Origin of the sequence: Salirhabdus salicampi, assembly GCF_024259515.1 — a bacterium.
Lineage (GTDB): Bacteria > Bacillota > Bacilli > Bacillales > Alkalibacillaceae > Salirhabdus_A > Salirhabdus_A salicampi.
The window spans coordinates 370085-392540 of record NZ_JANBWE010000002.1; the positions used below are offsets into that span (position 1 = coordinate 370085).

The window sequence follows — 22456 nt, forward strand, 5'->3', positions numbered from 1 at the left end:
TCCTCCTACTTCCGATCTAAATCAGCTAAAAAGCTTGTTCCATGTTCTGGTCTTTTCACATTAAAAAGTTCAGCGATCGTAGCGCCAACATCAGCAAATGTTTTGCGTATTGGCAATTCAATCCCATTTTCAATCCCTTTATAGTGAACGAGTAACGGCACGTATTCGCGTGTATGGTCTGTCCCTTGATGTATAGGATCATTTCCGTGATCAGCTGTAATAATGAGCAAATCGTCTTCTGTTAATTTTTCGAATACTTCATCTAAACGTTTATCAAATGCCTCTAACGCTTCACCATACCCTTGTGGATCACGACGATGGCCATATTTTGCATCAAAATCAACAAGGTTCAAGAAATTCAAACCGTGGAATGGCTTATCCATAGAATCCACTAATTTATCCATGCCATCCATATTGTCGGTCGTCCGGATTGATTCTGTAATGCCTTCGCCATCGTATATATCAGAAATCTTCCCAAGGGCAATGACATCGTAACCTTCGTCTTTTAATTCATTCATAACGGTACGACCAAACGGCTTAAGTGCATAGTCGTGTCGGTTTGGTGTTCGTTGGAAATTACCTGGTTTTCCAACAAATGGACGAGCAATAACACGACCAACCATATATTTTTCATCTAACGTCAGTTCTCGAGCAATTTCACAAATACGGTATTGTTCTTCAATCGGAATCACATCTTCATGGGCGGCTATTTGTAAAACCGAGTCTGCTGATGTATAAACAATTAGCGCCCCAGTTTCCATATGTTCTTCCCCTAATTCATCTAAAATGGCTGTTCCTGATGCAGGCTTATTCCCAATTACTTTGCGGCCTGTTTTTGCTTCTAAATCGGATATTAGTTCATCAGGAAATCCGTCCGGGAAGGTTCGAAACGGTTGGTCAATGTATAATCCCATTAGCTCCCAATGACCAGTCATCGTATCTTTCCCGACCGATGCTTCTTCCATTTTCGTATAGTAAGCTAACGGCTTATCCACTTTTTCAATGCCTTTGATTTCCCGTATGTTACTTATGCCTAGCCTCCCTAAATTCGGCATATTTAAGCCATTCATATGTTCCGCAATATGACCTAACGTATCTGCACCTTTATCATGAAATTCCTCTGCATCTGGTGCTTCGCCTATGCCGACCGAATCCATTACAATTAAAAATACTCGTTTAAACTTCATCGTTAACCTCCTCTATTTCAACAACTGCTATAAACCCATTTTCTAGTTACTATGCCCTTGGATGGTGATTCCGATAAATATCTTTTAACCTGGCTTTCGATACATGAGTGTAGATTTGCGTTGTTGATATATCTGCATGCCCTAACATTTCTTGGACCGCACGTAAATCTGCACCATTTTCTAATAAATGGGTAGCAAAGGAGTGCCGGAGCGTGTGTGGTGTAATGTCTTTATGTATGTTCTTCCCTTTGGCAATCCCCTTCATCATTTTCCAAAAGCCTTGACGGCTCAAAGGACGTCCGTGGTGATTTAAAAACAAAGCATCCACTCGCTTCCCCTTTATTAACGTTGGTCGGGCGTTTGCCAAATAGTCCTCCAACGCCTTTTCCGCATGGGATCCGAGGGGGATAATGCGTTCTTTCGACCCCTTCCCATAACAACGGACAAACCCCATCGTTAAATGTAAATCATTCAACGTGAGGGAAATAAGTTCAGATACACGTAAACCAGTTGCATACATCACTTCCAACATTGCTTTATTCCGGATCGTCAAGGGGTCATTTCCCTGGAAATCGAGCAAACGTTCGACTTCCTCACTCGATAATACTTTAGGTAATGTACGTTCTTTTTTCGGTGTTTCTATATGTAAGCTTGCATCATGATCAAGATGATATTCCCGAACTAAAAATTGGTGAAATGTTCGTAATGTTGATAATATCCTCGCCACTGAGGATACGGATCGATCTTGTTCATATAAGGTTTGTATAAATTGCATAATATGCTTGCGTTGTATGTGTTGTACGTCTTTCATGCCAAGTTTTTCAATAAATTGTTGGTACTGTTTTAAATCTCGTCCATATGATTTCACCGTGTTTTCGGACAATCCTCGTTCAACTGTTAAGTAATGCAAAAAATCTTGAACAGCATGTTTCATATGTTACTCCCCTAATCGAAAAAAAATGGATAGCCGGTCCAGCCAGTTGCCATCCTCCACATCAGACACTTTCACCGCATTTCCCTTCGGTTTATCATAGCGATGAAACTGATCGTATTCCTCGTGCATAAACCGTAAACCAAAATAAAAGAAAAGTGTACATATAACAAAAATGAGTAAGACTTTAAAAAATTCGACTACTATGTTTAACCAGTTCTTCATGAACATATCTCCTTTTAATGCGATCGTCATTAGTACAAGATATGCCATTTTTATTGCGTATTATACTATATTTTCGTAATTCTAGTAATACCATTCCACGGTACTCGAATTCCTTTCGTTTGTAAATAAAAAACCTCTTCTTCCATGTCGGAAAAAAAGGTCGGTTCGCTTCCTCTTATTTCGTTATTGACAATTACGACAGACACCATGAAATGTGAGGCGATGATCCTTTACAGCAAAGCCCCAATCATTCTCTACGATTTTCTCAACGTCACCAAGTAGATCATCCTCAATTTCCTCAACAGAACCACATTCAATACAAACTAAATGGTGATGAAAATGTTCAGCACCTTCTTTACGTAAATCATAACGGGATACACCGTCGCCAAAATTAATTTTATCTACAATCTTTAATTCCGATAATAATTCTAATGTACGATATACGGTAGCAAGTCCAATTTCTGGAGACTTTTCTTTTACGAGGAGGTACACGTCTTCGGCACTGAGGTGATCTGCTTCGTTTTCTAGTAGTACTCTTACGGTCGCTTCCCTCTGTGGCGTAAGTTTATAGCTTTGAGAATGTAATTGTTTCTTTATTTTATCAAGACGATGTTCCATGTATGCCCCTCCCTCGTATTACCCACTAACATTATAAGCAGACATGAAATTAGTGTCAAATTAAAATCATTACAATATATTCACAATAATTATTATCAAGAAATAATCATTTTAGTATATCCATTCAATGACCATTTGCATGATATTTGGAGAAATAAATGATTCAACAATCGATGCGACAAATACGAGTGCAATAACAATGACAAAAATAGCCGAATATTGTGCAAAATGGGTACGAATTGGATCGTGGTATGTGCGATTTAGAAACAACTTCCGAATTAAATATAAGGAAAAAATCATCGCAAAACTACCAGCAATTAAATATGCCGGGATAATAAATAAGTTTTGGGGTGCCACAGAAACAGCGGCAACAAATAATCCTTTCCACGCCATTTGATTAACTAAGAACCCAACCGAAAACCCAACAACAATCCCTTTCAAAAAGATGAAAATCCAAATGAGTGGGATGCCAATAATGGAAAGCCCTAAAATGAAGATGAATAACACATATTTTACGTGGTAGAAGAATGTATGTTGAAACAGTTGTTGTTCATGGATAATCAGTCCATCTTGCAATTGATCGAAAAATTGATGGAGGTAAAAAAATAAATCTTGTTTTTGTATGAAGTTCATACTATTGACAATTATTGCTCCAAAAATAACGCCAATTAAAAATAGGACGGTAATAAAAGTATAGATACTACTATATTCAGAAAGTTGAATTTTCGAGCGAAATGATTTCTTGTGTAACATGCTATTCCTCCATTCAATCATTCTATTTCTAGCAACTTAACTACTGCTAATCTATGAGTGAATACTAGAAAATAGACCAAAAAAAAAGACCATTTCAATTACTTGAAATGATCTACTTTTCCATATTTGCCACCACCGCCGGCTTGAAAGGAGAGTGTCCCTTCCCTCATTTTTAAAATCAAATTGGCAATTTTTTCGTTACTTGCATTTATTAACTCTTCTTTCGATGCTTCATGCAAAATATACATTTCCGTTCCGAGATTTGATAATAGCCTTTCGTACGTTTTCGGACCGAGGGAAGGCAAATACTCCATCGGTGCATGGTGAATGTATGGAGGTCTCGTTCTTTTAGGACGCTCGGTTTGTATAGAAATTTCTTGTATTCGTTCCGATACTCCTTTTACGATCTGCGTAAAACCGCATTGTTCACACCGTTTTGCTCTACTATCCCGTTGTTCAAAACATTGGGCACAAACAGTGCGATAATATTTTCCGAGCTGTGGGTTCATCCCGTAGTTCGCTACCACTTTTCTTCCTTCTGTTTCTTGTAAGGCAAGCTGCAGCTCCCGGTATGTCGGTTCCTTCATTCGAATTTGTTGATACTCCCGGGCAATTTTCTTCAACGAATGGGCGTCCGAATTGGTCAAGAACGTATAAGGGGCGAGTTCTTCTATTTGTTCTGCCATTGATGTATCACTACTTAATCCTAGTTCTACCGCATCTACTAGTTTAGGCTCGAATACTTCTGTTAAACTTTTGCTGACCCCTTTACCATACAAGCTTTTAAACGGTGTGAAAATATGTGCTGGAATAAATAATCCGCCTAGTTCCTTTACTTTTTGTTGAAGCACTTGTGCATTCACATAGATTCGCTGGGAGCTTAAGGTTACGTTTTTCACCCGTTCAGCATACCATTCGGAAAACACCCGCATCGTCAGTAAATCCGGAAAGTAGCACAGAACATGAATCGGCCCTTTACAATGTTCATCATAAAGCTCAATTTCCGATCCTAATATAAGGGTTACCCGCTGATAAGCAATGCCTCCATTTGGTAATGGCTTTGCTTTCCCTAATTTGATAAGGTTTTCTAGTTCCAATTGCACTTCTGGTACATGGGCATCAATAATCCCAATCATATCCAACCCTTTTCGATTGGCTGCCTCCGCTAATATGTTCGTTAAGGTTAAGTTTTTTGATGCGGTAATTTTCACCGGTTTTCCTGTAGGTGTCCCTCCAATATGAATGTGTAAATCAACGAAGTAATCGGTCAACGTCATGTATCATCTTCCTTTACGCTGTAAGTAAAGCAGTGCATAGGCTGTTTTTGCATCCATAATGCGCTTTTCTTCCATTAACTTTTCCGCTTCTTCTAATGTGCATTCCATTAACTCGACAAACTCATCTTCATCTGCAGACTGAGGGTTGTCGATTTTCTCAAGATTTTCTGCTACATATAGATGGACGAGTTCGTCAGCAAATCCTGGGGAAGTATAAAACGCAGTTACATATGTAAGATGTTCAGCAGCATAACCGGTTTCTTCCTCTAGTTCCCGTTTGGCAGTTACTTCCGGTGCTTCTCCTTTTTCCAGTTTTCCCGCTGGTATTTCAACAAGGCTGCGTTCCAACGCTTTCCGATATTGTTCCACAAGGACAATTTTTTTATCTTTCGTTATCGGAATAACGGCAACCGCTCCCGGGTGCTTCACAATTTCCCGTTTGGACGTTTTTCCATTCGGTAACTGTACGTCATCGAGTTGAACGTTAATCACTTTACCAGAAAATATTGGTTTCGATTGAATCGTTTTTTCTTCGAATTTTTTCACTTCGTTCACCTTCTTCTTTTTTTCTACGACCATCATAACATAATAAATGTCATCATTTGTCATTAGGAACCTCTCTTCTATACAATGGAGATACCAGAATGGGAAAGGATGAGTACAATGAAAAAACGGCAAATTGGAACGTCCGATTTATATGTATCTGAACTTGCTCTCGGTTGTATGACCTTAGGGACCGATGAACAGAAAGCGAAATCCATTATCGACCAAGCTCTTGATGCTGGCATTAATTTTTTAGATACGGCAGATTTATACGATTTTGGGGTTAATGAAGAAATTGTCGGAAAGGCGATTAAAGGGAAACGAGATGACATCGTGTTAGCAACAAAGGTTGGCAATCGCTTTGAACAAGGAAAAGAAGGTTGGTATTGGGATCCTTCGAAGGCATATATAAAGGAAGAAGTAAAAGAAAGCTTACGACGTTTACAAGTCGACTACATTGACCTTTATCAATTACATGGTGGTACGACTGATGATCCAATTGATGAAACGATTGAAGCGTTTGAAGAGTTAATACAAGAAGGCCTTATTCGTTATTACGGCATTTCCTCAATCCGGCATAACGTCATTCGGGAATATGTGAAACGGTCCAACATCGTCAGTGTGATGATGCAATACAATTTGTTTGATCGTCGCCCTGAGGAAGAAATGTTAGATTACTTACATAGCAACAACATTAGTGTGTTGGCACGAGGGCCTCTTGCAAAAGGGATGTTAAGTGATCAAGCTTTAAAGCAACTGGAACGAAAAGGCGACAACGGTTACTTAGACTATTCGTATGAGGAGGTAAAACATGTTGTAAACAGTTTTATGATGTATACAGGTGTTGATCATTCAGCGAATGCCATTGCCTTGCAGTACGTATTACGTCATCCTGCTGTCGCTGCTGCCGTATTCGGGGCAAGCTCAACGAAGCAATTAGAGGAAAGTGTAACGTACACAAAAGCAAAGCCAATGAATGACACGGTGTATCAAACATTACAACAGCTAACAAAGCCAATCAAATATGACAAGCACCGCGAATAACAGAAGGAGGTGCGAAGTCATCCCTAACAGGTTCTGTTCTGAGGTACAAAACATTAAATCATTTAACATCACTGTAATCTCGAAGGATTCACAGTAAATTTACATACGAAATGACATTAAAAAAGGGACTTAGAATGTTTTTCAAGTCCCTTTTAACCCTTCTTGAATTACCTCCGTTAGTACATAGAAATAATCGACGTTATGAATCTCTTTCTACCCGATAGCTCAAGATTTATGTTTATCTAGCATTATACCTATCATAATTCCTAACAAAACATTCGTGATTATTAAAGGATTTTTATCTGTGGTGAAAAACATTGTCATAATACCTGCTATTACCCCAAACACCATGATCTTAAAATACATACTTAACCTCCCCCAAAAAATTGTTGTATTAAAAAAAAAATTTCTATACCCTTCTTCATCAATACTGTTCCTTTAATTCGAGTCCAGTTTGCGGTGAAGGTTCTTTTTCCAGTCATCTGCAAGCTCGTCAAGCTCAAGTAACCGTTCAATTACCGGCTGATTAGGTTGGTCATGATAAGTGATATCATTAATATCCAGAATCGGAATAGTCGTTTTTCGCTCTTGTAAAATAAACGAATCGTTTACGGACACACTCCCTTCTTGTAGTACACGTAAATAATAACCAGAGTAACCGGTCTCCCGGATATAAAGTGGGAATTTCTGAACCCCATGGCGCTTACCTATTTTGAAACAAGGTCCTCTTGGCTGACTTACTTGAACAACTGACTCCCCCCATTGAAAAATATCTCCGATATGTACATCTGTTTCCGTCCCTCCCTGTAACGTAACATTTTCACCAAAGGAGGGGATTGGAAGGGAGATCCCTAGTTTATCCTCCCAATAGGAATAATGCTCATAAGGGTAAACACAAACGGCTTTATCAACACCACCGTGATTGACGAGGTCCGCCTGCTCATCCCCTTCTAAATTCGTTTTTCGTAACTTTAACATTTTATCATGTACCGATTGTTTATCAATTCCCGATAGGACTTCCTTTTCCTCATTATTTGCAATACTTTTCGGACGCCCTATATTTAAAGAGATAATGGTTGCTTTCATATTTTCGTCCTCCATAAAGTTTTCGATTGTTAACGTTTCGATACTTTTTGGCTTAATCCTGCTAAGACCCGTCTTTTTCGGTGACAACAAAGGGCGCATATAACGCACATTCTCCTCGTAAATCTTATTCTCATACAATCATATATGCTTGTTCAAGATAGCCGAACAATCATTGGTACTATCAATGCAACATCTACTAGCAATCACGTCAATCACTAATCTTCCTGACGTGATCCATTGCAGGACCGATGGTTCGTTATTCCGCAAAATGACCACCAACAAGCTTGCTTCGATGTAAGGCGGTACCAGCTTTCGTATAAGAAACAGCTCGAAGGAGGGCATCACTGCCATACTTGTTGCGAATTTCGTCCATGACGTAGCCGAGATTGCGCTTCTTTTCCCGGTTATCATCAAACAAACTAAGCTGTACGGCTTCGTCCTCCTCAATATTGGAAAGAGAAATAGACACTTTTCGCACGACACGATGATCGTAAAACTGGTGAAACAGTTGCATACAAACATCAAAAATGTCTTGGGTAACGTTTGTCGCAATGTCCATCGTTTTCGAACGATAAAAGCCGCCGCCTCCTGTTGTATCACTGTAGCTTAAACCGAAGCTTACCGTTCGGCCTGCTTTCCCACTCATTCGTGCCCGTTTCGCCACTTCTTCACACATCTCCAACACGACGTAGCGTACTTCTTCTGGATCAGCATAATCCCGGAGCAAAATTTGGCTTTTCGCAAAACTAATTTGCCCTTGCAAAATGGGGGCGCCTAGTTCTGATAAGTCAACACCGTGGGCATGATAATACAATTGATTACCCATAACCCCAAACGCTTTTTCCAGCTTTTCCAATGGAAATTGGGCAAGCTGGCCTACCGTTGTAATGCCCATACGATGTAACCGGCGTTCTATCCGAGAGCCAATCCCCCACATCTCCTGTAATGGTGACACAGGCCATAGCTTGTTCGGCACATCATCATACGTCCACTCAGCAATTCCTTTCTTTTTCGCCTCTAAATCGAGACAAAGCTTCGCCATTAACATGTTCGGTCCGATGCCAATGGCACAAGGTAATTGAAACGTTTCCATCATCTCCGCTTGAATATGTTCGGCGATTTCCGTAGCACTTCCCCATAGCTTTTCGGTTCCGGTTACATCTAAAAAGCTTTCATCCACGCTGTACGTATGAATGTTTTCCTTCGGTACGTACTGTGAAAATAATCGGGTAATTTCCACCGACACATCTAAATACATGTTCATTTGAGCTGGGACGATGACGATACGGGGGTCATCAGGGATTTCAAACAACCGGTTACCCGTTTTAATACCGAAATCCTTTTTTAATGCTGGGGATGCCGCTAAAACGACACTGCCAGGTCGATCTAAATTGGCCACAACCGCTAAATGGCATGTCATAGGATCAAGGCCCCTCGCCAACGCAGCACAACTTGCGTAAAAGCTTTTCATATCAACACACAAAATCTGACGTTTCGGTAACGTATGATAATCCACTACCGGTTTCATAGGTCCGCTCCTTTTTTCTATTCGTTACTTTATATTATGCAAACATATGTTCGATAATTCAAGTAGTGATTTTTACCAATGAAAAAAATTGCTATACTAAACAGTAGAGGGGGAGGAACTCAATGAGAAAAGCAAGAGATATACTTCACTTTTTGTTCGGGTTTGAACAAAAATCGAACGACATTCCGTTATCAGCCATTGAACAAGGCATGAAGCGACGGGCATTTCCTTTGGAAGTTCAACAGGAAATTATGGAGTTATGTGACAATATGATGTATGAAAAGGGAGAACAAGGGTTTCAGCAGTGGGCGAAAAATCTCCACTACCGTTTGCCAACCCATTTCGCCAAAGAAACTGTTGCCTATAACTTATATCACAAATGTCCTACGTGGATTGAGAGGGAGATTAAAAAACTTGAAGAGGAAGTGCAATTAAACTGGGAGAAACAAGCAGAAGATTTACATAGTCAACAAAATGAAGTAAGAAAAACACAACTCGTCATTCGTGACCGCTTGTCACAACTCATTGATGACATAAGAGATGAACCGGAACAAAAATAGCCAACAGGCATAAAGCCGTTGGCTATTTTTGTTGAAATTGACGCTTAAACAAACGTTCCAACATGCTTGGCCATAATTGATAGAGGCGAGCTCCTACATCCATCCAACGGGGCATATTGATTTCGCGAATAGGATGATATAAAGCTCTCACGACCCGTTCTGCTACTTTATCTGGATGTAACATAAATTTCTCTACAGAGCGTTCGTAATTTCCCGATGGATCAGCGGAAGAGAAAAAGTTCGTTTGTACAGGGCCCAAATTCACAGCTGTCACAAAAACCCCGTCTTGTTCGGCCTCCAACCGTAACGCATTCGTAAATCCTAGTACAGCATGTTTAGATGCAGCATATCCTGCTGCCTTTGTCGTCGCAAGCTTTGCTGCTTGGGAGGCGATATTAACAATATGCCCTTCCCCTCTCTCTTGCATATGGGAAAGAAAAAAACGGGAGGATTGGATAAGGGCAAGGACGTTTACTTGAAACATACTGTCGTATTGCTCCATCGTCATATCCGTCACTCGTTCAAATAGACCGAAACCTGCATTGTTGATCACGACATGAATATGTTCATGAACATCGACAATGCGATGAAGGGTCGCCTCCCACTGTATGCGGTTCCCTATATCACACCGATAAACGAACGCTTCTAGCCCATGTTGCGACTGAATTTCCTTCGCCATCGTTTGGAGCTTCTCTTCTGACCGGGCAACTAAAATCGGCGTCCCGCCTTGAGCAGCAACGTGTAACGCGATTCGCTCCCCGATACCACTTGAAGCTCCAGTTATAACTACATTTTTCTTTTCCAAGTTCATCTGAAACCTTCCTTACGAAACAAAGTAGATGACAACTTCGTCCTCTGTCTTTGTATGTATTTTTCCTAATGATTGTAAATAATCTAACTGGCCAACCGTTTCCGACATTGTTAAACCAAATTGTGTCTCATACTGATCCGGGAAAAGCTTGCGACATACTTCAAACGCTGTTAAAGGCTTTACTTGTAGCAGTTGATACACGCTTTCTGCTCTACCTTCCTGTTTTTGAAGCCGTTCCTGAATCAGTAAGTTTGGAAGGTCAAACTCAGGTCCATGTCCGGGATAAACAGATTGAATATCATATTGAGTAATCTTTTCCAACGATGATCGATATTGTAACAACGGTTTGGGCCGATCTTCCCCTTCCATCGGCGGCTCTAACAGGGGATTTGAAGAAATATGGTGAAGTAAAAGATCACCAGCGAAAAAACGACCGTTTTGTTCGTTATAAAAAGAAAGGTGACTTTGGGCATGTCCGGGTGTCTCAAGTACAATGAAATCTTCGTGCCCAGGTACACGGTCCCCTTCTCGTAAAACCGATGTCAATTCCCCTCTTCCCATATAGTATAACGTTGTTTTTAATGTTGATGTCATCGTTTGGTATTGCGCCGGCACACCGAGCTCCTTATACAATCCTTCAAAAAAATTGAGGTATCGATCAAAAAAGGATTGATCTCGTGTGACCCAAGGTTGTAAATGTTCGTGACCGCAAATAGATTGTATCCGTTCCAGACGGGGAAAGAAACCGGCGTGATCCGGGTGGTGGTGAGTTAAAATGACTTGTTCAATGTCATTCGGTGTATAACCGATCTGTTTTAATTGACCGACGAACACCTCCCATGCTTCATCTGTATTAATTCCTGCATCCACAATACTTAATGTATCTCCTTTGAGTACATATACATGCACATCCCCTACTGGATACGGTGTTGGAACTGTAATCCGTTGAATCGATTCTTTATCATATTTCACAACATGTCATCCCCCAATAAAATGAATCGTCATTCATTTTATTGTACATTGTTTCTATTGATTTGTCAGTTTTTTGTTAAAAAAGACACGCACAGTATCTGTTAACATATTGGGCAATGTTTCAAACGTATATGGTAAATGAAGCCGCTCAGTCCATTGATGGGCGTTTTTCCCGTAAGGACCAATATTTAAAACGGGCATCGACACAGATTTCATCGCTTTTTCATCTAATTGGTAGCCTTTTCCATGCAACGGCATATTGTCCTTTAAATGGGACAATGACAAATTTGACCGTACTGGTCCGACAAAGCTTAAATCCGATAAGCCAGGGAAGTATTCGGCTGTTTTTAAGGTAACCCCATACTTCGAAGCGATTGCTTGTTGAATCGTCGTACATTGCTCCCGGTATCTTGTTAGACCAGTTGTCGACACTGCCGGATAAAAGGGCGGACTGTAAAATAAAATAATCATCGGCGCCAAGTCTTTGCATAAATACGCTAAATCTTGAACGAGTAACGTGGAGAAATCCCGATCCCCTTGCTCACGGTTTTCCATTAATAAACGTTGGCGTCTTAATACTTCCTCCTCGCCGTGTCGTTTTACGGCCTCTTCATATAGTTCGTTATAATTCCATATCGAAACGTTAACAGGAGAGGAATACGAAACTTGTGAGATTTGTTGGTAATATTCCCCTTTCTCACGATAATGGTGCTCGATTTTCTTCTTCGCCCGTTTTGCTCCTGCTAATAGTTTTTCGGTCAACTCTTCTATTGTTTGCTCCATGAACAAAATATTGTACATCGATATGGCAGAAATCGGCGTTTGTACGGAATATTCATCCTTTAAATCCCGATTCATCAAACTGACTGGTGGTGGTGTCGTCTCTTTTCCTACCCGTTCGATAAATGACTCATGGAGTTCAATCTCTTGATTTACGTAACTACTCATGACATTCGCATTCACACCGGCAAAAGGCTCACCAGCATGGGTTTCCTTACCATAACAATAGAACCCGGGTAACACTTTCCCGATGGAACCCGTATACATATAGAAGTCCGTATCACCAGGATAATGACGAAACATCGGCTCTGCATTTAAACAAACTTCATAGGAAAGATTCTCTTCTTCCTTTAATTGTTGTAAACGAGGAAGGGCACCAATCATTCCTAACGAATTCGCCTCTTCATCAGGTACGACGAGCAATAATAGATTTCCTTGAAATTCGCCATTCATCGCTTTTTCAAGTAAGGAAAGGTGTAATGTTAAGCCTGCTTTCATATCCATCGTCCCTCTACCAAACAACCATTCACCAGTGGCGAGATCTTCTTTTGCATCCTGAGGAAGGAGATGATCGTACTGCCTTAATGTATTTGTAAGTGCCTTCGGATGAAAAGCGAGGTTTTTAAATGACCCGTAATCTTCTACATCGACAACATCGATGTGACTAACGAGGACAACTGTGTCTTTAACATTTGCATCGCTTTTCACGAGTGCCGTTAAATACTGCCTCCCGTCTTGTAATGGATTTAGCGAGACGTGTTGAGGATAGCTTTGAAAGTAAGGCTTGTCGGACAGTAGATAATAAACATACTCCACAATAGCTATCTCTGCTTCGGAACCGGTAATACTCGGATACTCAACTAATGAACATAATAAATCAATCATTTCTTTTTTCGTTTGCCATGACATCGGAATATAGCCCCTTTCTTAAAAGATTGACTTTTTTCTGCAAATCTACCACAATCATGAAAGATATAAATAAAGAGGTGTATCAACGTGAACACAAACATTTTTGCCCATCGTGGTGCGAGTGGATATGCGCCTGAAAATACAATGCCAGCGTTTCAACTAGCCTACGAACAGGGTGCAAACGGCATCGAAACAGATGTACAACTCTCCAAAGACGGTGTACCTGTGTTAATCCATGATGAAACGTTAAAACGGACAACAAACGGTACTGGTTATGTAAAAGATTACACCGTGGAAGAATTGAAACAATTGGATGCTGGAAAATGGTTTTCGCCGAAATATGCTGGTATTACGATTGTAACATTAGAGCAATTCTTACAATGGGGAAAATCAAAAAATCTTTTATTTAATATTGAATTGAAAAATGACACGATTAATTATGAAAAATTAGAGCAAACGGTTTATGACGCTGTCTTGAAATACAACCTATTAGATCAAACGATTTTTTCCACGTTTAATGCCAAAAGTGTAGAACGAATGAACCAGATTGATCCACATGCTGAAGTTGCCTTTTTAACTTCGTCCAACAAACGCCATTTATTAAAAGATGTGATTAATATGGGGGGAAATGCACTACACATTCATTACCGATTATTAACGGAACGACTCGTAAAGAAGTGTAAAGACCTACACATTCCGCTCCGTGTATATACAATCAATCGCCCACAACAGATGAAGCGATGTTATAAGCTTCAATGTGACGGAATCTTTACCGATTACCCTGACATCGCCTTAACAGAACGGAAAGCCTTTCAATCGAATGAATAAAGGTTGTCAGTTTGTTCCGTTGCCATAATATGCTATGTTATGTATGGAAAAAATAATGCCGGAAAAGGAGATGAGTGAAATTGAGTCAATATACGAAGCTATTTTCACCATTTACAATCAAAAATGTTTCAATAAAAAACCGAATTGTCATGTCTCCAATGTGTATGTATTCAGCGGAAACAGAGGATGGCCATGCTCAGCCGTTCCATTTTACCCACTATGAAAGCCGAGCAGCTGGACAAGCTGGAATGGTCATGATTGAAGCAACGGCTGTACGCCCTGAAGGACGTATTTCACCACGAGATTTGGGCATATGGGATGATGCTCATATCGAAGGATTAAAAGAAATCAATACAGGCATACATCGGCACGGTGCTGTAAGTGCAATTCAGCTTGCTCATGCCGGACGAAAGGCAAACTTAACCGAACCAACTTATGCACCTAGTAGTTTACCATTTAATGAACAATTCCCTACTCCTAATGAAATGGATGAAGGGAAGATTTCAGAAACGGTTCAAGCGTTTCAATTCGGTGCAAAGCGCGCGAAGCAAGCTAACTTTGATGTTATCGAAATTCACGCTGCCCACGGTTACTTAATTAATCAATTTTTATCCCCGTTAACGAATAAGCGAACAGATCAATATGGAGGTACAAAAGAAAACCGTTATCGATTCCTTTCTGAAGTTATTGATGGTGTGAAACAAGTATGGGACGGGCCCCTCTTTGTTCGTATTTCTGCCAATGAATATCACCCAGATGGAAATAAGATCGACGACTTTTTTTATTTCGCACAACAAATGAAACAACAAGGCGTCGATCTGATTGATTGTAGTTCAGGTGGGGTCGTGCCAGCAGCTATCAAAACGTATCCCGGGTATCAAGTGACATTCGCAGAACGAATTAAACATAGTGCTAATATTCATACAGGTGCGGTTGGATTGATTACAAGTGGACTGCAAGCAGAGGAGATTTTACAAAATGATCGTGCAGACTTAATCTTTGTTGCCCGTGCTTTTTTACGTAACCCGTATTGGCCTAAGCAGGCGGCTGATGAGTTAGGTACTATCATAGAAGGGCCAAAACAATATAAACGTGGTTGGATGTAAAAAATACTATTAACCTCGTGATAGGAGGTGCTGTTATGAAATTACATTTTTTCGGAACGGGGGCAGGTGTCCCTTCCAAAAAGCGCAATGTTTCCTCATTCGCATTACAGTTATTGCAATACGACGGAAGCGTTTGGTTGTTTGATTGTGGAGAAGCAACCCAACATCAAATTTTACATACCCATATCAAGCCAAGAAAGATTGAAAAGATTTTTATTACCCATTTACACGGCGACCACATTTATGGCTTACCCGGGTTATTAAGTAGTCGCTCCTTTCAAGAGGGACGCACCCCTGTTCAATTGTATGGACCAAAAGGGATAAAGGAATACATTGACGTGTCATTGCAAGTGAGCCAAACACGATTAGCGTATCCTCTCGAAATAATCGAATTAAAAGAGGGAATCTTATTGGAAAACGACCATTTTACGGTTACGGCAAAACTGCTGGCTCATGGCGTCCCATCTTATGGTTTTCTCATTGAGGAGAAGCCGACGATTGGAGAACTCCTTCCCAAAAAGCTACAAGCGGCTGGAATTGCACCAGGTCCTATATATAAGAAGATAAAAGAAAATGAAAAAACAACGTTGCCAGATGGTCGTCTCGTAAAACGGGCGGACTTTATCGGACCATCGAAACGAGGAAAGCGGATCGCGATTTTCGGAGATACTCGTTACATACGAGAGCATGCTGAATTTGCGAAGAATGCTGACGTCATTGTCCACGAAGCAACCTTCGCACCTGGAGAAGGTGAAATGGCATATGAATATTTTCATTCAACCGCCAGCGACGCGGCCAATCTTGCCAAAGATGCAAAGGCAAAGCATTTAATCCTTACCCATATTTCTTCACGCTATCAGGATGAACAAACGAAAGACATATTAGAAAAGACAAAAAAAATATTCTCACAAACAACCATTGTTAATGACTTAGATGAGATTGATATTTGAGAAGACGGGGGTGGCCACCGATGAACATAGACCAAATCATCGAACAACAACGAACGATGTTTTCTGAAGGGAAGACATTAACGTATACCATTCGGAAGCATCAGCTGCAAAAACTAAAACAGATGATTGTTCGCAATGAAAAACAAATCATTCATGCTTTGAAAACAGATTTGAATAAGTCTGAATATGAAGCATTTATGACAGAAATCACCTTTTTATATGCAGAAATTAATGAAGCCCTAAAATTATTATGGGATTGGATGACACCTGAGAAGAGAAAAACCCCCCTATTACACCAAGGTGCAAAAAGTTTTATTTATAAGGAACCATATGGTGTTACGTTAATTATCGGACCGTGGAATTATCCTTTTCACTTAATGATAGCCCCGCTAATTGGCGCCATTGCAGCAGGCAATACAGCCGTATTGAAACCGTCAGAATATACACCTGCTGTGTCCAAGTTACTCGCGAACATGATTCATGACACGTTTGATCAAAACTACATTACCGTCATTGAAGGAGATGAAAAGGTGAGTCAAGCTCTACTAGAGCAAAAGTTTGATTACATCTTTTTCACAGGAAGCAAAGCCGTGGGGAAAGTTGTTATGGAAAAGGCGAGCCGCCATTTAACCCCTGTCACCCTCGAACTAGGCGGTAAAAGCCCTTGTATCGTTGATAAAGATGCACGTCTTGACATGGCAGCGAAGCGTGTCGCTTGGGGTAAATTTATAAACGCCGGCCAAACTTGCGTATCACCTGACTACTTGCTCGTCCACGAACAGGTGAAAGAACCATTTTTAGCCAAATTAGAACAAGCAACGAAGACGTTGTTTAGCTCGAAGCCATTACAAAATGATCAATATACGAAGATTGTCAACGAGCGTCATTTCAAACGATTATCGGCATTTTTGCAGGATGGACACATTCGCTTTGGTGGAAAAACAGATGAGCTCCATCACTCCATAGAACCGACCGTATTAGAAGACATTACATGGGATGATCCGGTCATGCAGGATGAAATTTTCGGACCCATTTTACCAGTGCGTACTTTTCGTCATCTCACAGATGTCAAAGGGGAAATTGATAAAGCACCAAAGCCACTTGCATTATATTACTTTTCTGAGAGTGGAAAAAAACAAGAATGGATTGCGAAAAACATCTCTTACGGCGGTGGGTGCATGAATGACGTTGTCATGCACTTAGCAAATCCGTATTTACCCTTTGGCGGTGTAGGCCCTAGTGGTATGGGAAGCTATCACGGAAAAACAAGCTTTGATACCTTTTCCCATCAAAAAAGCATCTTAAAACAGACGACAAAGATTGATTTAGCTTTCCGCTATCCAAATTCAAAGTTAAGTTTGAAAATGATCAAAAAAATGTTTAAAAAATAACAGTTTGGGGTTATCTCGAACCCCAAGCTGTTTTTATGTTTTAAAGTCATCCAAGAAATCTTTTTGAAAACTCGTCGATACAGAATGGGAATCACGAGCAGGTGCTACGTCCTTTTTAAACACGCCCTCCCCGTATTTTTCTGCTAAATAGTCCACGGCTTCATATAACTTCTCTTTTTTCGCTTCTTTTTCAAACGTGAACAAGTCTAATTGTTTCGCCACTTCATCCTTATCGACTAAATCTTGGGCCGTGACCCCTAACAGTCGTATCGGTTCCCCGTTCCAATTGTCTAATAAAAGCGTATATGCACGTTCAGAAATATCGTCAACGGTTTCAAGGAAATCGTGAACATGTTTACTCCTCGTGATCGTCTTGCGATTGTGATAGCGGATCATTACTTGTATCGTCTCGGCGAGGACTTTCTTTCGTTTCATCCGCTCCACTACTTTTTGTGACAGTTGTCGGATGACTTTACGGATTTCCATTTCATCTGTCGTATCATAGGGAAGTGTTTTGGAATTGCCGATACTTTTAAACTCGCTTACTGCATCAGGGTCCACTGGACGTGGATCATAGCCATTAGCTCGATTTTTTAAATGTTCCCCATTAATCCCAAGTAAACTTTTTAGATGGTAAGCGTCTGCTTTCGCTAAATCTCCGATTGTTTCAATCTCAATGTTTTTCAGCTTTTCGGCTGTTTTACTACCAACACCATACATCTCTTCAATCGGTAACGGCCATAGTTTTTCTTGTAGCTCTCGTTTCCGTAATACAGTAATACCCATAGGTTTTTTCATATCTGACGCCATTTTCGCCAAAAATTTATTTGGAGCTATGCCAATGCTGCATGGTAAATCGAGTTCATCGAATATCCGTTCTTGGATATTTTGGGCGATCTCTAACGGTGTTCCTAAATGGGCACATTCCGTAACATCCATGTAGCCTTCATCGATGGAAACCGGTTGAACAACTGGAGTCACATCCGATAAGATTTGGAAAATATGTCGAGATGCTTCACGATACCGATCGAAATTCGGACGCATCACAACGAGGTTTGGGCATAGCTTTTTCGCTTGCCATAACGGCATTGTCGTTTTCACACCTTTTGCCCTTGCTTCGTAGCTGCTCGTAACGATAATCCCTTTCCGCTCTTCTGGGTTTCCGGCAATCGCAACGGGTTTTCCCTTTAAGTTTGGATTGTACGCCATCTCTACGGAAGCATAAAAACTATTCATATCGACATGAAAAATGATATTTCCCTTCGTCGGAAAACGTTTCGTCATTGTACCACCCGTTTCAATCATCCAACATTATTCCCTTTATTTTACCATAAAGGACTTGTGAAAAAGAAAAAGTAGACCTTCAAGGTCTACTCCTTACTTACTGTGCTGCTTCTTCTGTAATCGCAACAATTAATTCTGCCATTTTCACAAGCTCTTCAATTGGCATTTTTTCGTTTGTTGTGTGAATTTCTTCATACCCTACCGCTAAGTTCACGGTTGGGATTCCAAAGCCAGCAATGATGTTCGCATCACTTCCACCACCACTTTTACGCAATTTACTTTCTCTACCGATTTTTGCAGCCGCTTTTTTCGCTATTTCTACAACTTCATCACCATCTGCGTGCTTAAAGCCTGGATACATCACTTCAACATCAAAGTCTACACTGCCTCCCATTTGTTCTGCCGTTTCTTCAAATGCTTTTCGCATTTTCTCCACTTGTGCTTCCATTTTTTTCGGCACTAATGAGCGAACCTCTGCTAATATATCAACACGATCTGTCACAATGTTTGTAGCTTTGCCACCTTCGAAACGACCAATATTTGCTGTTGTCTCTTCATCAATTCGACCTAATGGCATTTTAGCAATCGACTTAGCAGCTAATGTAATAGCAGATACTCCTTTTTCCGGAGCAACACCGGCATGGGCAGTTTTGCCGTTAACGGCTGCCTTAATTTTCACTTGTGTTGGAGCAGCAACGACAATTTCGCCAACTTTCCCATCACTGTCAATCGCATAGCCGTACTTTGCTTTAAGAAGGGAAGAATCTAACGCTTTCGCCCCAACTAGACCTGATTCTTCCCCAACCGTAATCACAAATTGAATATCACCATGTTGAATGTTGTTCTCTTTGATTTGGCGTATCGCTTCGATCATTGCGGCTATACCTGCTTTATCATCTGCCCCTAAAATCGTTGTCCCGTCTGTCACGACGTAACCATCTTTAATCGATGGCTTTACACCATTACCAGGAACGACCGTATCCATATGGGATGTAAAATAAATCGTATCAGCATTTTCGTTTGTACCTTTCAAGGTACATACTAAGTTATTCGCACCAAAGCCTGTTTTCGCTTTCGCATCATCTTCCTGGACCTCTAGTCCTAACTCAGTAAACTTCTTTTTTAATACTTCTGCAATTTGCCCTTCGTTCTTCGTTTCAGAATCTACTTGAACAAGTTCTAGTAGTTCGTTAACAACTCTTTCTTCATTAATGACTGGCATTTTGGTTCCTCCTTTTATGTAACGCTCTATTAGTAAAGTAGCGAAAGGAATCGGTCCTGTCAATTGTATGGAACTATAATGGAATATTTCCGTGCTTTTTCTTTGGTCGGGTTTCCGATTTATTTTTCAACATATCCAATCCCTTAATTAGGGCAATACGGGTTTCTCGCGGGTCAATGACGTCATCGACCATCCCAAGTCCGGCAGCTACATATGGATTTGCGAACTTTTCCCGATATTCTTGAATTTTTTCTTGTCGTAGTTTTTCAGGTTCGTCACTTTGTTGAATGTCTTTGGCAAAAATGATGTTAGCTGCTCCTTCCGGTCCCATGACTGCGATTTCCGCATTCGGCCACGCATAAACTAAATCGGCACCAATCGACTTACTATTTAAGGCTACATAAGCACCGCCGTATGCTTTTCTAGTAATAACTGTGAGTTTTGGTACCGTCGCTTCAGAATAAGCATATAAAATTTTAGCCCCATGACGGATGATCCCCCCATGTTCTTGTTTCACACCCGGAAAAAAACCAGTGACATCTTCAAATGTAATAAGGGGGATTTGAAAAGAATCACAAAAGCGAATAAACCGGGAAGCCTTATCGCTCGAATCAATATCTAAACCACCTGCCATATATTTCGGCTGGTTACATACAAGCCCTATTGATTTTCCGTTTAATCTGGCAAAACCAACGACAATATTTTTGGCGAATTCACGATGAACTTCAAAGAAGCTGTCCGCATCTACAATTTCTCGAATGATCGTTCGGACATCATATGGACGGATGGGATCAAAGGGAATGAGATCGGTTAAATCAGGTCGATAATCGTCTTGTTCTTCCACCTCTATAACAGGCGGCTTTTCATTAGCATTGGCTGGCAAATAGCTCAGAAGTGTTTTTACATAATCTAATGCTTCCTCTTCACTTTTGGCTTGTAAATGGGCATTCCCACTTTTCGCATTATGAACGCTCGCTCCCCCTAAGTCTTCTGGGGAAATCGTTTCTCCTGTTACTGTTTCTATTACTTTCGGACCTGTAATAAACATTTGTGATGTTTCCTCTACCATAACAACAAAATCGGTAATCGCCGGGGAATAAACAGCGCCACCTGCACATGGCCCCATAATAACTGAAATTTGCGGAATAACCCCCGAATAAATCGAGTTACGATAAAACACGTGTCCGTATCCATCGAGGGACGCCACCCCTTCTTGAATCCGTGCCCCACCAGAGTCATTTAAACCGATAAAAGGTGTTCCGTTTTTTGCCGCTAAATCCATAACAGCGGCAATTTTCCTTCCATGCATTTCCCCTAAAGCCCCTCCAAAGACCGTAAAGTCTTGGGCAAACAAATAGACATCGCGTCCATCTATCTTTCCAAAGCCCGTGACAACTCCTTCCCCTGGTGCGGCTTTTCCGTTCAAATTGAAATCACTAGAACGGTGCTCGATAAACGGATTGAGTTCAACAAACGTGTCTACATCCAATAAATACTCAATCCGTTCTCGGGCGGTCAATTTCCCTTTCTCTCGCTGCTTTGCGATTTTTTTATCACCACCACCTAACTCAACTTGTCGGCGTTTATCATATAATTCATTAATTTTATCATAAATATCCACTACTGCTCCTCCTCCCCATGTTCAATTAGTTCATAAAGCACCCCGTTTGCTGCTTTTGGGTGTAGAAAGGCAATGCCAGCTCCATTCGCACCTTTCTTTACTTCCTCGTTGATTAGCGGGATTTCCCGCTGTTTATATTTTCGTAGACGTTCCGTTAAATTAGAAACCTCTAACGCTATGTGGTGAATTCCTTCCCCTCGTTTTTCAATAAAACGATAAATAGGTGATTCTTCTGATAACGGTTCCAGCAATTCTATTGATGTTTCACCAATATGAAAAAAGGCTGCATTCACACCTTCTGATTCCACCTGTTCTGTTTTTTGTAAAGATAAACCTAATACATCCCGATAAAACGGCAGCACTGCTTCAATGGATGAAACAGCAATTCCAATATGAGAGATTTTCTTAGGTGGTTCTATTACTTGTTTTTCTTCCCCTACTAGTTCTTTAATATAGTCCCCTATTAATTGTGTTGGTGTCCCTGGGGTAAATACCTTTTGAATGCCTTGTTCCTCTAAAAACGGGATATCTTCGTAAGGGATTACTCCTCCGCCAATTACAGGGATATCCTCTGCATTTAATTTCCTTAAATGTTCGATAACTTTCGGAAATAAAGATTTATGGGCACCAGAAAGGGATGATAAGCCTATTACATCTACGTCCTCCTGGATGGCTGCTTGAGCAATTTGGGCTGCTGATTGTCGCAATCCTGTATAGATTACTTCCATTCCCTGATCTCGCAATGCTTGAGCGATGATAAGGGCACCCCGATCATGGCCATCTAACCCAGGCTTCGCAATTAATACACGTATTTTTTTCTCCATTGTTTC

Annotated in this window: 22 protein-coding genes; 6 read left to right on the top strand and 16 right to left on the bottom strand. The window is 40.7% G+C overall.

Going from position 1 to position 22456, the window contains the following annotated elements:
• Positions 1-5: 5 nt before the first annotated feature.
• The 7 genes from deoB to NLW78_RS07975 form a co-directional block, all read right to left on the bottom strand.
• On the bottom strand, positions 6-1187 hold the full coding sequence (deoB, locus tag NLW78_RS07945) for a phosphopentomutase (protein ID WP_254496519.1): 1182 nt from the start codon (positions 1185-1187) through the stop codon (positions 6-8).
• Positions 1188-1236: 49 nt separating this feature from the next.
• Positions 1237-2121, bottom strand: coding sequence for a site-specific tyrosine recombinase XerD (gene xerD / locus NLW78_RS07950; RefSeq protein WP_254496520.1), 885 nt, complete (start codon positions 2119-2121; stop codon positions 1237-1239).
• A gap of 3 nt (positions 2122-2124) precedes the next feature.
• The gene (locus tag NLW78_RS07955; RefSeq protein ID WP_254496521.1) at positions 2125-2343 is read right to left on the bottom strand and encodes a DUF4227 family protein; all 219 of its coding nucleotides are present in this window, start codon (positions 2341-2343) and stop codon (positions 2125-2127) included.
• Positions 2344-2526: 183 nt separating this feature from the next.
• Positions 2527-2961 carry a ferric iron uptake transcriptional regulator gene (gene fur / locus NLW78_RS07960; protein WP_254496522.1) on the bottom strand — a complete coding sequence of 145 codons (435 nt, stop codon included), beginning with the start codon at positions 2959-2961 and terminating at the stop codon, positions 2527-2529.
• Between the two features lie 111 nt (positions 2962-3072).
• Positions 3073-3714 carry a stage II sporulation protein M gene (gene spoIIM, locus NLW78_RS07965; RefSeq protein ID WP_254496523.1) on the bottom strand — a complete coding sequence of 214 codons (642 nt, stop codon included), beginning with the start codon at positions 3712-3714 and terminating at the stop codon, positions 3073-3075.
• 98 nt (positions 3715-3812) lie between these two features.
• Positions 3813-4985 carry an endonuclease Q family protein gene (locus NLW78_RS07970; RefSeq protein WP_254496961.1) on the bottom strand — a complete coding sequence of 391 codons (1173 nt, stop codon included), beginning with the start codon at positions 4983-4985 and terminating at the stop codon, positions 3813-3815.
• A 9-nt stretch (positions 4986-4994) separates the two neighbouring features.
• Positions 4995-5537, bottom strand: coding sequence for an NUDIX hydrolase (locus NLW78_RS07975; RefSeq protein ID WP_254496962.1), 543 nt, complete (start codon positions 5535-5537; stop codon positions 4995-4997).
• 117 nt (positions 5538-5654) lie between these two features.
• Between NLW78_RS07975 and NLW78_RS07980 the strand changes: the two genes are divergently transcribed.
• A complete protein-coding gene (locus NLW78_RS07980) occupies positions 5655-6578 on the top strand; it encodes an aldo/keto reductase (protein WP_254496524.1) in 924 nt (307 codons plus the stop codon).
• 438 nt (positions 6579-7016) lie between these two features.
• Here NLW78_RS07980 and NLW78_RS07985 read toward each other — a convergent pair whose 3' ends face one another.
• Both NLW78_RS07985 and NLW78_RS07990 read right to left on the bottom strand, forming a co-directional pair.
• Positions 7017-7763 carry an MOSC domain-containing protein gene (locus NLW78_RS07985; protein WP_254496525.1) on the bottom strand — a complete coding sequence of 249 codons (747 nt, stop codon included), beginning with the start codon at positions 7761-7763 and terminating at the stop codon, positions 7017-7019.
• 157 nt (positions 7764-7920) lie between these two features.
• Positions 7921-9192 carry a Y-family DNA polymerase gene (locus NLW78_RS07990; protein WP_254496526.1) on the bottom strand — a complete coding sequence of 424 codons (1272 nt, stop codon included), beginning with the start codon at positions 9190-9192 and terminating at the stop codon, positions 7921-7923.
• A 122-nt stretch (positions 9193-9314) separates the two neighbouring features.
• Between NLW78_RS07990 and NLW78_RS07995 the strand changes: the two genes are divergently transcribed.
• The gene (locus tag NLW78_RS07995; RefSeq protein ID WP_254496527.1) at positions 9315-9752 is read left to right on the top strand and encodes a hypothetical protein; all 438 of its coding nucleotides are present in this window, start codon (positions 9315-9317) and stop codon (positions 9750-9752) included.
• Between the two features lie 22 nt (positions 9753-9774).
• Here the strand turns inward: NLW78_RS07995 and NLW78_RS08000 are convergent, their stop codons facing one another.
• From NLW78_RS08000 to NLW78_RS08010, 3 genes are read right to left on the bottom strand one after another with little or no spacing between them, the layout of a single operon-like run.
• Complete coding sequence (locus NLW78_RS08000) at positions 9775-10563, bottom strand: SDR family NAD(P)-dependent oxidoreductase (protein WP_254496528.1); 789 nt, start codon at positions 10561-10563, stop codon at positions 9775-9777.
• A gap of 12 nt (positions 10564-10575) precedes the next feature.
• Positions 10576-11535 carry an MBL fold metallo-hydrolase gene (locus NLW78_RS08005; protein ID WP_254496529.1) on the bottom strand — a complete coding sequence of 320 codons (960 nt, stop codon included), beginning with the start codon at positions 11533-11535 and terminating at the stop codon, positions 10576-10578.
• Positions 11536-11589: 54 nt separating this feature from the next.
• Positions 11590-13224 (bottom strand): M20/M25/M40 family metallo-hydrolase, encoded by a 1635-nt coding sequence (locus tag NLW78_RS08010; protein ID WP_254496530.1) that lies wholly within the window; start codon positions 13222-13224, stop codon positions 11590-11592.
• A gap of 87 nt (positions 13225-13311) precedes the next feature.
• On the opposite strand from NLW78_RS08010, the gene NLW78_RS08015 reads away from it, so the two are divergent.
• The 4 genes from NLW78_RS08015 to NLW78_RS08030 all read left to right on the top strand — a co-directional run bounded on the left by NLW78_RS08015 (position 13312) and on the right by NLW78_RS08030 (position 17499).
• Positions 13312-14052, top strand: a complete 741-nt coding sequence (locus NLW78_RS08015) for a glycerophosphodiester phosphodiesterase (protein WP_254496531.1) — start codon at positions 13312-13314, stop codon at positions 14050-14052.
• Positions 14053-14132: 80 nt separating this feature from the next.
• Positions 14133-15158 (top strand): NADPH dehydrogenase NamA, encoded by a 1026-nt coding sequence (namA, locus tag NLW78_RS08020; protein WP_302328481.1) that lies wholly within the window; start codon positions 14133-14135, stop codon positions 15156-15158.
• Between the two features lie 35 nt (positions 15159-15193).
• Positions 15194-16108 carry a ribonuclease Z gene (gene rnz, locus NLW78_RS08025; RefSeq protein ID WP_254496532.1) on the top strand — a complete coding sequence of 305 codons (915 nt, stop codon included), beginning with the start codon at positions 15194-15196 and terminating at the stop codon, positions 16106-16108.
• A 20-nt stretch (positions 16109-16128) separates the two neighbouring features.
• Complete coding sequence (locus NLW78_RS08030) at positions 16129-17499, top strand: aldehyde dehydrogenase (protein ID WP_254496533.1); 1371 nt, start codon at positions 16129-16131, stop codon at positions 17497-17499.
• A gap of 33 nt (positions 17500-17532) precedes the next feature.
• On the opposite strand, the gene NLW78_RS08035 is transcribed toward NLW78_RS08030, so the two are convergent.
• The 4 genes from NLW78_RS08035 to mce all read right to left on the bottom strand — a co-directional run bounded on the left by NLW78_RS08035 (position 17533) and on the right by mce (position 22450).
• Positions 17533-18783, bottom strand: a complete 1251-nt coding sequence (locus tag NLW78_RS08035) for a DNA polymerase IV (protein WP_254496534.1) — start codon at positions 18781-18783, stop codon at positions 17533-17535.
• 97 nt (positions 18784-18880) lie between these two features.
• The gene (locus NLW78_RS08040) at positions 18881-20005 is read right to left on the bottom strand and encodes a M20/M25/M40 family metallo-hydrolase (protein WP_254496535.1); all 1125 of its coding nucleotides are present in this window, start codon (positions 20003-20005) and stop codon (positions 18881-18883) included.
• A 73-nt stretch (positions 20006-20078) separates the two neighbouring features.
• Positions 20079-21626: an acyl-CoA carboxylase subunit beta gene (locus NLW78_RS08045; protein ID WP_254496536.1), complete on the bottom strand. Its 1548-nt coding sequence runs from the start codon at positions 21624-21626 to the stop codon at positions 20079-20081.
• Positions 21626-22450 (bottom strand): methylmalonyl-CoA epimerase, encoded by an 825-nt coding sequence (gene mce, locus NLW78_RS08050; RefSeq protein WP_254496537.1) that lies wholly within the window; start codon positions 22448-22450, stop codon positions 21626-21628. Before mce ends, NLW78_RS08045 begins: the two co-directional genes overlap by 1 nt.
• Positions 22451-22456 lie beyond the last annotated feature (6 nt).

Coding starts and splice junctions, on each gene's coding strand:
- deoB (WP_254496519.1), bottom strand. CDS start 1,187: ATGAAGTTTAAACGAGTATTTTTAATTGTAATGGATTCGGTCGGCATA.
- xerD (WP_254496520.1), bottom strand. CDS start 2,121: ATGAAACATGCTGTTCAAGATTTTTTGCATTACTTAACAGTTGAACGA.
- NLW78_RS07955 (WP_254496521.1), bottom strand. CDS start 2,343: ATGAAGAACTGGTTAAACATAGTAGTCGAATTTTTTAAAGTCTTACTC.
- fur (WP_254496522.1), bottom strand. CDS start 2,961: ATGGAACATCGTCTTGATAAAATAAAGAAACAATTACATTCTCAAAGC.
- spoIIM (WP_254496523.1), bottom strand. CDS start 3,714: ATGTTACACAAGAAATCATTTCGCTCGAAAATTCAACTTTCTGAATAT.
- NLW78_RS07980 (WP_254496524.1), top strand. CDS start 5,655: ATGAAAAAACGGCAAATTGGAACGTCCGATTTATATGTATCTGAACTT.
- NLW78_RS07985 (WP_254496525.1), bottom strand. CDS start 7,763: ATGCGCCCTTTGTTGTCACCGAAAAAGACGGGTCTTAGCAGGATTAAG.
- NLW78_RS07990 (WP_254496526.1), bottom strand. CDS start 9,192: ATGAAACCGGTAGTGGATTATCATACGTTACCGAAACGTCAGATTTTG.
- NLW78_RS07995 (WP_254496527.1), top strand. CDS start 9,315: ATGAGAAAAGCAAGAGATATACTTCACTTTTTGTTCGGGTTTGAACAA.
- NLW78_RS08000 (WP_254496528.1), bottom strand. CDS start 10,563: ATGAACTTGGAAAAGAAAAATGTAGTTATAACTGGAGCTTCAAGTGGT.
- NLW78_RS08010 (WP_254496530.1), bottom strand. CDS start 13,224: ATGTCATGGCAAACGAAAAAAGAAATGATTGATTTATTATGTTCATTA.
- rnz (WP_254496532.1), top strand. CDS start 15,194: ATGAAATTACATTTTTTCGGAACGGGGGCAGGTGTCCCTTCCAAAAAG.
- NLW78_RS08030 (WP_254496533.1), top strand. CDS start 16,129: ATGAACATAGACCAAATCATCGAACAACAACGAACGATGTTTTCTGAA.
- NLW78_RS08035 (WP_254496534.1), bottom strand. CDS start 18,783: ATGACGAAACGTTTTCCGACGAAGGGAAATATCATTTTTCATGTCGAT.
- NLW78_RS08040 (WP_254496535.1), bottom strand. CDS start 20,005: ATGCCAGTCATTAATGAAGAAAGAGTTGTTAACGAACTACTAGAACTT.
- mce (WP_254496537.1), bottom strand. CDS start 22,450: ATGGAGAAAAAAATACGTGTATTAATTGCGAAGCCTGGGTTAGATGGC.